Source organism: Paracoccus sp. (in: a-proteobacteria) (genome assembly GCF_030538755.1).
In the GTDB taxonomy this organism is placed as follows: domain Bacteria; phylum Pseudomonadota; class Alphaproteobacteria; order Rhodobacterales; family Rhodobacteraceae; genus Paracoccus.
Genome location: NZ_JAUNTJ010000016.1, coordinates 14,560 through 26,821 on the forward strand (window position 1 = coordinate 14,560; position 12,262 = coordinate 26,821).

17 protein-coding genes and 1 tRNA gene are annotated in these 12,262 nt (G+C 67.3%); 10 read left to right on the top strand and 8 right to left on the bottom strand.

From position 1 onward, the window contains the following. Positions 1-106: 106 nt before the first annotated feature. Positions 107-766 carry a PRC-barrel domain-containing protein gene (locus Q4G14_RS10650; protein WP_303361726.1) on the bottom strand — a complete coding sequence of 220 codons (660 nt, stop codon included), beginning with the start codon at positions 764-766 and terminating at the stop codon, positions 107-109. Between the two features lie 232 nt (positions 767-998). Here Q4G14_RS10650 and Q4G14_RS10655 point away from each other — a divergent pair, with 232 nt between their 5' ends. From Q4G14_RS10655 to Q4G14_RS10665, 3 genes are read left to right on the top strand one after another with little or no spacing between them, the layout of a single operon-like run. Next, complete coding sequence (locus tag Q4G14_RS10655; RefSeq protein WP_303361785.1) at positions 999-1,781, top strand: ScpA family protein; 783 nt, start codon at positions 999-1,001, stop codon at positions 1,779-1,781. Continuing rightward, positions 1,778-2,488 (top strand): SMC-Scp complex subunit ScpB, encoded by a 711-nt coding sequence (scpB, locus tag Q4G14_RS10660; RefSeq protein ID WP_303361727.1) that lies wholly within the window; start codon positions 1,778-1,780, stop codon positions 2,486-2,488. Before Q4G14_RS10655 ends, scpB begins: the two co-directional genes overlap by 4 nt. A gap of 3 nt (positions 2,489-2,491) precedes the next feature. Continuing rightward, positions 2,492-2,719 carry a hypothetical protein gene (locus tag Q4G14_RS10665; RefSeq protein WP_303361728.1) on the top strand — a complete coding sequence of 76 codons (228 nt, stop codon included), beginning with the start codon at positions 2,492-2,494 and terminating at the stop codon, positions 2,717-2,719. 73 nt (positions 2,720-2,792) lie between these two features. Here the strand turns inward: Q4G14_RS10665 and Q4G14_RS10670 are convergent, their stop codons facing one another. The 5 genes from Q4G14_RS10670 to ihfA form a co-directional block, all read right to left on the bottom strand. Then, a complete protein-coding gene (locus Q4G14_RS10670; RefSeq protein WP_303361729.1) occupies positions 2,793-3,173 on the bottom strand; it encodes a hypothetical protein in 381 nt (126 codons plus the stop codon). A gap of 2 nt (positions 3,174-3,175) precedes the next feature. After that, positions 3,176-4,255 carry a 2'-deoxycytidine 5'-triphosphate deaminase gene (locus Q4G14_RS10675; protein ID WP_303361730.1) on the bottom strand — a complete coding sequence of 360 codons (1,080 nt, stop codon included), beginning with the start codon at positions 4,253-4,255 and terminating at the stop codon, positions 3,176-3,178. Between the two features lie 69 nt (positions 4,256-4,324). After that, a tRNA-Pro gene (locus Q4G14_RS10680) sits at positions 4,325-4,402 on the bottom strand. 85 nt (positions 4,403-4,487) lie between these two features. After that, complete coding sequence (locus Q4G14_RS10685; protein ID WP_303361731.1) at positions 4,488-5,144, bottom strand: MerR family transcriptional regulator; 657 nt, start codon at positions 5,142-5,144, stop codon at positions 4,488-4,490. Positions 5,145-5,155: 11 nt separating this feature from the next. Further along, positions 5,156-5,458, bottom strand: coding sequence for an integration host factor subunit alpha (ihfA, locus tag Q4G14_RS10690; RefSeq protein ID WP_303361732.1), 303 nt, complete (start codon positions 5,456-5,458; stop codon positions 5,156-5,158). Between the two features lie 193 nt (positions 5,459-5,651). Here ihfA and Q4G14_RS10695 point away from each other — a divergent pair, with 193 nt between their 5' ends. Further along, the gene (locus Q4G14_RS10695) at positions 5,652-5,927 is read left to right on the top strand and encodes a DksA/TraR family C4-type zinc finger protein (RefSeq protein WP_303361733.1); all 276 of its coding nucleotides are present in this window, start codon (positions 5,652-5,654) and stop codon (positions 5,925-5,927) included. Between the two features lie 44 nt (positions 5,928-5,971). Here Q4G14_RS10695 and Q4G14_RS10700 read toward each other — a convergent pair whose 3' ends face one another. Next, positions 5,972-7,174 carry a pyridoxal phosphate-dependent aminotransferase gene (locus Q4G14_RS10700; protein ID WP_303361734.1) on the bottom strand — a complete coding sequence of 401 codons (1,203 nt, stop codon included), beginning with the start codon at positions 7,172-7,174 and terminating at the stop codon, positions 5,972-5,974. Positions 7,175-7,256: 82 nt separating this feature from the next. On the opposite strand from Q4G14_RS10700, the gene Q4G14_RS10705 reads away from it, so the two are divergent. The 6 genes from Q4G14_RS10705 to Q4G14_RS10730 all read left to right on the top strand — a co-directional run bounded on the left by Q4G14_RS10705 (position 7,257) and on the right by Q4G14_RS10730 (position 11,030). Further along, positions 7,257-7,616, top strand: a complete 360-nt coding sequence (locus tag Q4G14_RS10705; protein ID WP_303361735.1) for a helix-turn-helix transcriptional regulator — start codon at positions 7,257-7,259, stop codon at positions 7,614-7,616. Further along, the gene (locus Q4G14_RS10710) at positions 7,609-7,896 is read left to right on the top strand and encodes a succinate dehydrogenase assembly factor 2 (RefSeq protein ID WP_303361736.1); all 288 of its coding nucleotides are present in this window, start codon (positions 7,609-7,611) and stop codon (positions 7,894-7,896) included. The genes Q4G14_RS10705 and Q4G14_RS10710 overlap by 8 nt, the downstream gene beginning before the upstream one ends. A 98-nt stretch (positions 7,897-7,994) precedes the next feature. Further along, a complete protein-coding gene (locus tag Q4G14_RS10715) occupies positions 7,995-8,525 on the top strand; it encodes a MarR family winged helix-turn-helix transcriptional regulator (protein WP_303361737.1) in 531 nt (176 codons plus the stop codon). 72 nt (positions 8,526-8,597) lie between these two features. Continuing rightward, positions 8,598-9,371, top strand: coding sequence for a LamB/YcsF family protein (locus tag Q4G14_RS10720; RefSeq protein ID WP_303361738.1), 774 nt, complete (start codon positions 8,598-8,600; stop codon positions 9,369-9,371). Then, entirely contained in the window at positions 9,368-10,048 is a 681-nt protein-coding gene (locus Q4G14_RS10725; RefSeq protein WP_303361739.1) for an allophanate hydrolase subunit 1, read from the top strand. Before Q4G14_RS10720 ends, Q4G14_RS10725 begins: the two co-directional genes overlap by 4 nt. After that, positions 10,041-11,030 (top strand): biotin-dependent carboxyltransferase family protein, encoded by a 990-nt coding sequence (locus Q4G14_RS10730; protein WP_303361740.1) that lies wholly within the window; start codon positions 10,041-10,043, stop codon positions 11,028-11,030. Before Q4G14_RS10725 ends, Q4G14_RS10730 begins: the two co-directional genes overlap by 8 nt. Here the strand turns inward: Q4G14_RS10730 and chrA are convergent. Then, positions 10,971-12,233: a chromate efflux transporter gene (gene chrA, locus Q4G14_RS10735; protein WP_303361741.1), complete on the bottom strand. Its 1,263-nt coding sequence runs from the start codon at positions 12,231-12,233 to the stop codon at positions 10,971-10,973. The two genes, Q4G14_RS10730 and chrA, sit on opposite strands and share 60 nt — an antisense overlap. Positions 12,234-12,262: the final 29 nt, after the last annotated feature.

Sequence of the window (12,262 nt, forward strand, 5' to 3'; positions counted from 1 at the left end):
GGGGGGGGCGCGGTCCCGGATTCCCGGGGGATGCGGCAGGGGCGCATGAAACGTGAAAACGGGCGGCCCCCTCGGGGACCGCCCGCCAGAACCCTGCAAGGACGGGTCAGTTGCCGGTCGCCGCCGGTGCGCCCGCGCCCGAAGGCGCCGATTCGCGGTCGCGGAACACATATTCGGGCGCGGCATCTGCCTCGTCGCGGGTCAGCGTGGTGGTGATCTCGTTGGCGTCGAAATTGATCGCCAGCCGGTCCCAGGCGACGGCGATCTGCTTTTCGCCGATACCCAGAAAGCCCCCCACGCCGATGATCGCGGCGCTGATACGACCGGTGTCGCCATCCAGAATGATGTCGTTGATGCTGCCGACGGTCGTGCCCTCGGGGTCGTGGACATTGGTGCCGATGATCCAGTCAAGGCGCAATTCGTTCGCGGCCTGATCGCGGATGATCGCGGCGCCGTCGCCCGGCACGGCGTCTGCCACAGCGGTGCTGGCCTCGTCCAGGGCATCCGCAACCCCGTCGGCGGCGTGCTCGGTGGCCTCTGCGGCGTCATGGGCCGCGTCGCGCGCGGCATCCTCGACGGCGGTGGCAGCATCGGATGCGGCCTCGGCTGCGCTATCGGCGGCGTCTTGCGCGGCCTGCGCAGCCTGATCGGCAGGCTGTTCGGCAGGCTGTTCGACGGGGGGCGGCGTGGCCGTGTCGCTCTGGGCGAGGGCAGGGGCCGCGGCCAGCGGCAAAATCAGGGCGGTGGTCAGCAGAATGTGACGCATTGTCGTCTCCTCTGAGGCTACTCGTCATGGACATGCGCAGCGGCACTGTTGCACCGTTGCATCACGGACCGAACGCGGTTTTCGCGCCTCTCGTTCCGACCCATAGGCGGCGATCCGCCGAGGGTGGATGCCAACACATTGATAAAAAAGGCGCTCCCCAGGTTCCTGCGCAGCGCGCTTGACAGCCCCGGCCACGAGGGCCAAGCCTGATGGCATGGCTGGTTCCGACGATATGCTGCCCCTCGATCTGCCCTTGCCCGACCGTGCCGCGCGCCGGCTGGACGAGGCGCTGATTATCGACATCGACGGATATGAGGGGCCGCTGGATCTGCTGCTGGGTCTGGCGCGCACGCAAAAGCTGGACCTGATGCAGATCTCGGTGCTGGCGCTGGCGGAACAATATCTGGCATTTGTCGAACGCGCGCGCGCGCTGCGCATCGAACTGGCCGCCGATTATCTGGTCATGGCCGCGTGGCTGGCCTTTCTGAAATCGCGGCTGCTGCTGCCGCCTGACCCCACGGCCGATGGCCCATCGGCCGAGGACATGGCCGCGCATCTGGCCTTTCAGCTAGAGCGTTTGGACGCCATGCGCCGCGCTGCCGCGCAACTGATGGCACGCGACCGGCTGGGGCAGGACCGTTTTGCCCGTGGCGCGCCCGAGGCGGTGACACGCGGGCGCGACATCCGCTGGCAGGCGGGGCTGATTGATCTGATGCGCGCCTATGCACAACTGCGCACAAAATCCGAGTTTCGGCCATATGCCTTTGACCGTGATGGCATTTTCACGATGGAACAGGCGCTGGACCGGCTGCGCGGGCTGATCGGTTTCGCGGGCGACTGGACCGAACTGGCCAGCTTTCTGCCCGAGGGCTGGGACCAGCCTGCCCGCAGGCGTTCGGCGATGGCGGCCTGTTTCGCGGCCTCGCTGGAACTGGCGCGGCAGGGCCGGCTGGAGTTGCGCCAGACCGGGACATTCGCCCCCATCACCCTGCGCCGCAAAGGCCCCGCGCCATGACCGAGGACCGCCCGCATCTGCGCATCGTGGGCGATGCTGATGCGCAGATGCCGCCCCCGCCCATGTCCGAACAGGAACGCATGGTCGAGGCGATGCTGTTCGCCTCGGCCGGGCCGCTGACGCTGGCGGATATGGGCGCGCGAATGCCGCTGGGCTGTGACCCCGCCGAGGCGCTGCGCCGTCTGCGCCCGCGCTATGAGGGGCGCGGGGTGGAACTGGTGCGCGTGGGGCAGGCCTGGGCGATGCGCAGCGCGGGTGATCTGGGCTTTCTGATGCGTCAAGAGGCGGTCGAGACCCGGCGACTGTCGCGCGCGGGCATCGAGACGCTGGCGATCATTGCCTATCACCAGCCCGTTACCCGCGCGGAAATCGAGGAAATTCGCGGGGTTGCGGTCAGCCGTGGCACGCTGGACCTTTTGATCGAACTGGATTGGGTCAAACCGGGGCGGCGGCGCATGACGCCGGGGCGGCCCGCAACCTATGTCGTGACCGAGGCGTTTCTGGATCATTTCGGTCTGGAAAGCGCGCGCGATCTGCCCGGCCTGGCCGAGTTGCGCGCCGCCGGTCTGCTGGATGCGACCCCGCCCGACGGGGCGCTGGCGGGGGGCGTGCTGTCGGGGCTTGCGCGTGCCGATGCGGATGACGACATAGAGGGCGGCACCGGCGAGGCCGAGGGCGATCTGTTCGGCGAGCGTGAGGGGGACTGACCCATGAATTTCAACCAGCTTATCAACATGGTGATGCGTATGTTCACGCAGCGGGCCATGAATTGGGGGATGCGCCGTGCAACCCGCACCGCGCGCAAGACCGATACCGGCAAGGTTGCGCGCAAGGATGACGGGCTGACGCCCGCACAGCGCAAGCAGCAGGCGCAGGCACGCGAGGCCACCAAGCGCGCACGTCAGGCCGCCCGCATCACCCGGCGCATCGGACGCTGAGGGCGGGGCCAAGGGGCGCCGCCCCTCGGGGCCTGCGGCCTCACCTCGGGATATGTCGGGTCACAGCAAGGGGTTAGTCCGGTGAACGTGCCGGGCGGACCTCGACGCGGGCGATGCCCGCGCGCAGGCGTTGCATCTGTTGCGGCGGGATCGTGCTGAGATCGCCAAGCGTGACCTGCACCTGCCCGCCAGTGACGGGCAGGTGGATGACGGGCGACAGCACGGTCTCACCGTCGATCATCAGATCCAGCCGTGTGCCCACGCGGTCTGTGGTATAATGCGCGAAATCATGCGCGCTACCCTCGGTCAGTATGATGTTCAGTACCGGCCGGCCATAGGCGTCGATGTCGATATGCGCGGATTGCACATCGAGGCGCAGGGTTTCGGCCCCAGTCGGGGCGGCCAGCAGCATGGCCCAGAGGACGACGGACGCAAAGACCTTTCCTGCGCGCATGGCTACACCTTGAACTGTTTTGCCAGTTTCAGACCTTGACCCTGATAATTCGAGGCCATGCCCGCGCCGTAAAGGCGGGTGGGTGGCGCGCTCATCCGCTCATAGACCAGACGGCCCACGACCTGCCCGTGCTCCAGCGCAAAGGGGGCCTCGTGGCAACGCACCTCCAGCACGCCGCGCGCGCCGCGCCCTTCGCTGCCGATGCCGAAACCGGGGTCGAAAAAGCCCGCGTAATGGACCCGAAACTCGCCCACCATCGCCAGATAGGGCGACATCTCGGCGGCGTGACCCGCCGGGATCGCCACCGCCTCGCGGCTGACGAGAATGTAGAAGGCGCCGGGGTCGAGGATCAGGCGGCCCTGATCGGCCTCCAGCGCATCCCAAAAGTCGCGGGCGCGATAGGCGCCGATGCGGTCAAGGTCGATCACCCCGGCATGGGGTCGCGCGCGCCAGCCGACCAGCCCGCCTGCTGCCGGGCGCAGATCGACGGAAAAGCCCAGGCCCTCGTCGATCAGCGCCGGGCCATCGACCAGCGTTTCGGCCTGATGCAGCGCAGAAAGTGCCGTGTCATCCAGCCGCGCCTCGCCGCGGCGCAGGCGCAACTGGTTCAGCCGCATCCCCGGCCGCACCAGCACCGAAAAGCTGCGCGGACAGATTTCGGCGTAAAGGGGGCCGTCATAGCCTTCGGGCAGGCGATCAAATTCGGTGCCGTCATCGGTCACAAGTCGCGTCAGCAGATCCAGCCTGCCGGTCGAGCTTTTGGCATTGGCCACCGCCGACAGCCCGGCGGGCAGGCGCACGCGTTCCATCAGCGGGATCAGATAGACGCAGCCCTTTTCCAGCACCGCGCCCGCACCAAGGTCGAAACGGTGCATCTCGAAATCGGCCAGCCGGTCGGCCACGCGCTGCCCGCGTCCGGCCAGAAACGAGGCACGCAGACGCGAGGCCGTGGCCCCCAGCCGCAGATCCAGGCTGGCGGGCTGGATCTGGTCGGGCGTTACGGGCCGGTCGGCGGCGATGGCGCCGGTCTCGATCAGGTGGGCGATGGCGTGGTCGGGCAGAACGCCGGGCGCGTCAGGCATTCGGGCCTCCGGTTCAGGGGCTGACAAGGGAACGCCCATCCCTGCGAAAACAGGGATGGGCGTTTCGGATGGTCGGGCCGGCGAGATTCGAACTCGCGGCCTTCCGCCCCCCAGACGGACGCGCTAACCAGGCTGCGCCACGGCCCGACGCCGGCCATATAGGGCCAAGCCGCAGGGCTGCACAAGGGGCAGCAGGCGGATTTCTTGCGCGAATTTTGCATCAACCCGCCGATTACAGCCGCGTGGCGATCTGATCCAGCAAATGCAGGGCCGGTTTGCGGGCTGCGCGGGGCAGGGGGGCGTGGCTGGCGCGCAGCATCGCGGCAACCGACACCAGCCGGGGCAACCACGCGCCGGGTTCAACGGCAAGGCGGATTTCTGCCGGGGGCGGGGTCAGGTCGGGGAACAGGGGCAGCGGCTCTGCCTCGGGGCGGCGGCGATGGCGTTCGCGGGTGCGCAGCGGATGCGCCGGTTCGTCGGAATCGAGGGGCACATCACGCGGTTCCGCAATCGCCGCCGGTTCGGGTGCAGGCGGCGGTGCCATCAGGGCCGAGGGCGGCGCTGCCATATCAACGGGTTCCGCCACGTCACCCTGCGCTGCCACCGCTTCGCCCAGACGGGCCACGCCACGGGCACGAACCGCGGCCCCGCGATCACGCGCCAACAGCTTGCGCGCCCCGCGAATGGTCAGCCCTTCGTCGCGTAATATTTCGCACAGACCGGCGGCCAGACGCACGTCATCGGGGCGGTAATAGCGCCGCCCGTCGCTGCGCTTGACGGGCTTCAACAGTGAAAACTGGGTTTCCCAATAGCGCAGCACATGCGGCGCCACGCCAATCAGTTTTGCCACCTCACCGATGGAGCGGAATGCCTCTGCGCCCTTCTCCATCTTGGGTGGCCTCAGCCTTTGTTGCCTGCGGCGACGCGATCTTTCATCAGATGCGAGGGGCGGAACGACAGAACCCGGCGCGGCGTGATCGGCACTTCCTCGCCGGTTTTGGGATTGCGCCCGACCCGTTCGTTCTTGTCGCGAACCGAAAAGGTGCCGAAAGACGAAATCTTTACCTGCTCGCCCCGAACCAGCGCATCAGAGATATGCCCCAGCACGCTTTCGACCAGTTGTGCCGATTCGTGACGCGATAAACCGACATCGCGGAATACCGCTTCTGCCAGGTCCATGCGTGTCAGGGTTTTCTCGCTCATGTCATATCCTTTCAGAGCCAGCACAAGGATGGGTGGATTCGCAATGCCTGTCAACAACGGGCGGGGTAAAAAATCGTTCCACCGCCGAAACAAAATGCAAAGCATTCTCATCGTTTACCCGCGGAACATCGCCGATTTGAACCGCGCACGCGCCGCGATTATATCAACAGCGTGACAGACAAAGGGGGACGGCATGGCCGGCGGTTGGGCGCGCGACGACGCGGTAAACGATCAGATCGAGGTTTCCACGAACGAGGCAATCGCCCGCGCCCGCCTGCGCGCCGCGACCCGGGCGGTAACTGACAGCGCGGAATTCTGCGCCGAATGCGACGAACCCATCCCGCAGGCCCGCCGCGATGCCATCCCCGGCGTGCAACTATGCGTCGATTGCCAATCAGGCCGCGACCGCGCCTTTCGCCCGCAAGCGGGAATCAACCGGCGCGGCAGCAAGGATTCACAACTGAAATAAAGGGCTTCCTGTTTGCCCAAATACGCATCTTCGGGCGCGGCGGTTCAGCGGCAGCCCTGACAGAACGCCTTGATCCGGCGGCAGGCTTCGGTCAGTTCCGCGTCCGAGGTGGCATAGCTGATGCGGAAATGCGGCGACAGGCCAAAGGCCGCGCCAAAGACCACCGCAACGCCGGTTTCCTCCAGCAAGGCATTGGCGAAGGCCTCGTCATCCGAAATCACCGCCCCGCCCGCGCTGGTCTTGCCGATCAGCCCCGCGATCGAGGGGTAAACGTAAAACGCCCCCTGCGGCACCGGGCAGTCAAGGCCGGGGCAGGCGTTCAGCGCCGCCACCACCAGATCGCGCCGCCGCTGAAACACGGTCAGGCTTTCGCCGATGTAATCCTGCGGCCCGTTCAGCGCCGCCAGGGCGGCATATTGGCTGATGCTGCTGGGGTTTGATGTGGATTGCGATTGCAGCTTGGCCATGGCGCGGATCAGAACCTCTGGCCCGGCGCCGTAACCGATGCGCCAGCCGGTCATGGCATAGGATTTGCTGACCCCGTTCATGGTCAGGGTGCGATCCTTCAGGCGCGGCTCGACCTGCGCGATGGTCGCGAATTCCCGGCCATCGAACATCAGATGTTCGTAAATGTCGTCGGCCAGAACCCAGACATGCGGATGATCCAGCAGCACCGCCGCCAGCCCCGCCAGATCGTCGCGCGAATAGGCCGCGCCCGACGGATTGCCGGGCGAGTTCAGAATCAGCCATTTCGTGCGCGGCGTGATGGCGGCCGACAGCGCGGCGGCGGTCAGGCGAAACCCCTGATCGGCGGAGCAGGGCACGATCACCGGCTCTGCACCGCCCAGGCGAACCATGTCGGGATAGCTGACCCAATAGGGCGCCGGAATAATGACCTCATCCCCCGGATTCAGCGTGGCGATCAGCGCATTATACAGGATCTGCTTGCCACCCGTGCCCACAGTCACCTGCGAGGCGGCGTAATCCAGCCCGTTTTCGCGCGCAAACTTGTCGACGATGGCTTTTTTCAGCACCGGCATCCCATCGACCGAGGTGTAGCGCGTGTGCCCCGCGTCAATCGCCGTCTTGGCCGCGTCGCAGATATGGGCCGGCGTGTCGAAATCAGGCTCTCCGGCGGACAGGGAAATGATGTCGCGCCCCTGCGCCTTCAACTCGGCGGCACGGGCGGTCATGGCGATGGTGGGCGAAGGCTTCACCCGGCCCAGATTGTCAGACAGAAATCCCATGCGCGTTCCTTTGGCAGCCTGTTTGAATCAGACGGACCCATGTTTTAGGGTGTGCGGGCAAAGGCAGCAAGCAAGGAGCGACATGGAACCCGACTGGTATGCCGACGACAAGGCCACTTTGGGCGATCGCATCACCGCCGCCCGCGAGGCCGCAGGGCTTGAGCGCCGCGAGCTGGCGCAGCAATTGGGTGTGCGGCTGCGCACCCTGCGCGCATGGGAAGATGACGAACGCGAACCGCGCGCCAATCATGTGCAGATGCTGGCCGGAATGCTGGGCGTTTCGCTGATCTGGCTGATGACCGGGCGCGGCGAAGGCCCTGCGCTGGCCTCGCCCGATGGCAGCAATGCTGCGGCTCTGGCTGAATTGCGCGCCCTGCGGCAGATGCTGCGGGCCGCCGAAGCCCGCATGGCCCGGCTGGAAAAGGTGCTGTCCGATGACTGAGGATCACGACACCCGCCTGCGCCGGCTGCGGATGCGCAGCTGGCGGCGCGGCACCAAGGAAATGGACCTGATCCTTGGCCCGTTTGCCGATGGGCCGATGGCCGCGCTGGAACCCGCGATGCTGGATTCCTACGAACAATTGCTGGCCGAAAACGATCAGGATCTGTATCCGTGGATCACCGCGCGCATCAACGGACGCACGGGCGGGCCGCAGGAACTGGCCCCGGTTCTGGATCTTGTGGCGGCCCATGCTGCCCGGCATCTTTCGGCGGAACGATAGAATTTTATGAAATCATGGGGAAAAAACTGCGGGTGATTAACTGAACCTTGGGTATTTTCTGCAAATGTTCTGTCAAGGACGACAAGACAGGACAGGCCATGACAATGTTTGCCACGGTTCCGCACAGCGGGTTTCATCAGCGCGACGATCAGCTTTCGCAGCAGGAAACGGCGAATGCCGCCGCCTATCTGGAAACGCTGCAACTGCTTGACCGGATGCACCGGCTGATGATGGATCTTATCAAGGATGAATTCGAACGGCTGGGCCGCCACGATCTGAACCCGGTGCAGGCGCTGATCCTGTATAACCTCGGCACGTCCGAGGTGACGGCGGGCGAGTTGCGCTCGCGCGGGATGTATCAGGGGTCGAACGTATCCTATAACCTGAAAAAGCTGGTGCAGATGGGCTATGTGCATCACGAACGCTGCGATCAGGACCGGCGCTCGGTCCGGGTGCGGCTGACGGAATCGGGGCAGGCGGTGCGTGATGCGGTGCTGAACATGTTCAGCCGCCACGCCGAAGGGCTGGCCATGTCGGGGGTGCTGGATGATCCGCCGCTGCTGGCGGTGAACCTGCAAACCCGCCGCATCGAACGGTTCTGGGCCGAACAGATCCGCTATATCTATTGATTGTCGCTGCGTGCCGGGGGTCTTTTCCGCCCCCGCCCGATGCGCCATAGTCCCCGAAAGCGGAGGCATGTCATGGCGGTTATCGACCTCAATTCCGATCTGGGCGAGGCTTTTGGCCCCTGGGCCATGGGGGATGACGCGCGCATTCTGGAACTGGTCACATCCGCCAATATCGCCTGCGGCGGTCATGCGGGCGACCCGGATGTGATGTTTCAGACCCTGCGCCGCGCCGCCGATCTGGGGGTCGGCATCGGCGCGCATCCCGGCTATGCCGACCGGCAGGGCTTTGGCCGCCGCGTGATCCCGATGGCCCCGGATGAAATCAGCCGCATGGTTGCGGCTCAGGTCGGGGCGTTGCAGGGTGTGGCGGCTTTGGCCGGGGTGCGGGTGGCCTATGTCAAGGCGCATGGCGCGCTGGCCAATCTGGCCGCCGCCCGGCGCGAGGTGGCCGATGCCGTGGCGCAGGCCGTGGCGGCGTTGCCCGGCGATCTGGCGCTGCTGGCGATTTCGGGGACCGAGCTGGAACCGGCAGGGCGGGCCGCCGGGCTGCGGGTGTTTTCAGAGATTTTCGCGGATCGCGGCTATCAGCCCAACGGCCAGCTTGTCCCGCGCGGCCAGCCCGGCGCGATGATCCATGACGCGGCGCAGGCGGCCGACCGGCTGTTGCGGTTTCTGGACAGCGGCCTGATGCCGGTGGTCGGCGGCGATCCCATCCCGCTGGCGGCGCAGTCGATCTGCGTGCATGGCGACAGCGCCGAGGCCGTGGCGATGGCGCACGAAATCCGCCTGCGCCTGACTGCGGCGGGCGTCGGCCTTGCACCCTTTTGCGGCACCGCGCAGGGATGAGCGGCTTTCCCCGGCTGATCGCGGTCGCCGATCACGCGCTGCTGATCGAATGGGCCGAGGCGCTGGACGATGCCGCCCATGCGCAGGTGCTGCGGCTGGACCGGGCGCTGCAATCAGACCCCGCGCCGGGGCAGCAGACGGTGATTCCCGCCTATGTCAGCCTGCTGATCCAGTTTGACCCTCTGCACAGCGATCATGCGGCGGTGCAGGCTCATGCCCGGCGGTTGATGGCGCAGCCCGGCGCTGACAGTGCGCAAGGCAGGCTGCGCGAAGTGCAGGTCTGCTACGACGATGATCTGGCCCCCGACCTGCCCGAGGTTGCGGCCCGCAGCGGTATGACCCCGCAGCAGGTGATCGACTGTCACCTGTCGGGGGATTACCGGGTCTATATGTATGGTTTCGCGCCCGGCTATGCCTATCTGGGCGGCGTGCCGCAACCGCTGCAACTGGATCGCAAACCCGCGCCGCTGCGCGGCGTTCCGGCAGGCAGCGTCATCATCGCCGGGCTGCAATGTATCGTGACCACGCTGACGATGCCGACCGGCTGGTGGATCATCGGACGCTCGCCCACGCTGATACTGGATGACGCCGCTGACCGGCCGTTTCTGTTCGAGGTGGGCGACCGCGTGCGCTTTCGCCGTATCAGCCGCGCCGATTGTCAGGTTGCCGATGGCTGAGGCGGTGTTTCGGGTCATCCACGCGGGGCCTTATGTCACCGTGCAGGACGGCGGGCGTTTGGGCTGGCAGCGGTTTGGCGTGACGGAATCCGGCCCGATGGATCGCGGCGCGGCAGCGATGGCGAATATCGCCGCCGGCAACCCCGCCGATGCGCCGCTGATCGAGGTGTCGATCGGCGGGCTGATTCTGGAATGCGAGGCAGGGCCAGTGACCATCGCCATCGCGGGCGGCGGCTTTATCGTGACGCTGGACGGTGCGCGATTCGGGTCGTGGCAGGTGCTGACGGTGCAGGCCGGGCAGCGGCTGGTGATCCACCCCGGCACATGGGGCAGTTGGACCTGCCTTGCCTTTGCGGGTGAACTGGATTGCCCGCTTTGGCTGGGCAGCGCGGCGACGCATGGGCTGTCGGGCCTGGGCGGCGGACGGCTGGCCAAGGGCGATCTGCTGCGCATCCGCGACCTGCGCCGCCTGCCTGCCGCGCCGCGCGCGATCCCGTGCCCGGTCTGGGCACGCCCGCGCATGACGCTGCGCGCGACGCTTGGCCCGCAGGACCGGCACTTTACCCCGCAGGCCATCGCGGCGCTGCGTGACGGCACCTTTCGGCTGACCAGCGCCTATGACCGCATGGGCGTGCGCCTGTCCGGCCCGCCGCTGGATCTGGCCGGGGCGCTGTCGATCCCGTCCGAGGCGGTGCTGCGTGGCTCGGTTCAGGTGGCGGGCGACGGGGTGGCGACGGTTCTGCTGGCCGATCACCAGACGACCGGCGGCTATCCCAAGATCGCCACGGTGATTTCCGCCGATCTGGACGGATTCGCCCAATGCCGCAGCGGGCAGGCGGTGCGGTTCCGGCTGATCGACCCGGCCAGAGCGGTGGCGCAGACACGGGTGCGCGCGCGCGCAGTGCAGGCCACGCTGGCGCGGTTACGCCAGCAGGCGCAGCCCGATACCGCCGATGGCCGCGATGATGACCACCGCCCATGAGGGCAGCCCCCACGCGATCAGCAGCACGGCGCAGGCCAGTGCCAGCGCGAAATCCGGCATTCCGGCCACCGCGCTGGTGAAAACCGGCGAATACAGCGCGGCGCCCAGAATGCCGACCACGGCGGCATTCGCCCCCTGCATCGCGGATTGCGCGGCGGGCTGGCGGCGAAAATCATCCCAGAACGGCAGCGCCGCGATCAGCAGCAGAAAGCCCGGCAGAAACACCGCCATCAGCGCGACGGCGGCACCGGCCAGCCCGGCAGGGGCGGCCACCGGCGCGCGGCCCAGCATTCCCGACAGCATCCCCGGCGCGGGTTGCACCGGCTCGGACATGGCACCCAGATAGGCGGCAAAGGTGAACAGCGGGCCGGGCACTGCCTGCGCCGCGCCGTAACCGGCCAGAAACTCATCCGCGCTGACCCAGCCGGGGCGCACGACCTCGGCTTCCAGCAGCGGCAGCACGACATGGCCGCCGCCAAACACCAGCGTCCCGGCCCGGTAAAAGGCGTCGCTTAACGCCAGCAGATGCCCGCCGCCTGCCATCAGCGGCAGCAGAAACAGCAACAGCGCAAAGGCGCTCAGCGCCGCCAGCCCGACGGGGCGCGACACCGGAACGGGCAGGGTCGCCGCGCCCTCGGGTGCCTGACCGCGCCGCAGCAGCAGGCCGGCCAGGCCGCCCGCGACGATGGCCGCGATCATGCCAGGCGGGCCGGGCAGAAACGCCAGCAGCGCCACGGCCAGCACGGCGATGGCGGCGCGTTCGCGGTCGGGGCACAGGCTGCGCGCCATGCCCCAGACGGCCTGCGCGACGATGGCGACGGCGGCGATCTTCAGCCCGTGCAGCGCGCCTTGGCCCGCTGGTCCGTCCAGCCATGCCGCCCAGATCGCAAAGCCCAGCAGCAACAGCGCCGAGGGCAGCGTGAACGCCACAAAGGCCGCCGCCGCGCCCGCCCATCCGGCCCGTGTCAGCCCCAGCGCAAACCCGACCTGAGACGATGCCGGGCCGGGCAGAAACTGGCACAGTGCCACAAGGTCGGCATAGGCCCGGTCGCTTAACCATTTGCGGCGGGTCACGAATTCGTCGCGGAAATAGCCCAGATGCGCCACCGGCCCGCCAAAGGCGGTCAGGCCCAGTTTCAGGAAGGCGGCAAAGACCTCGGGGGCGGTGCCTTGGGTGCGGGTTGCGCGCGCTGGTCCGGCCATGGTCTGCCCCTGATTCCCGCAGTCGCGGG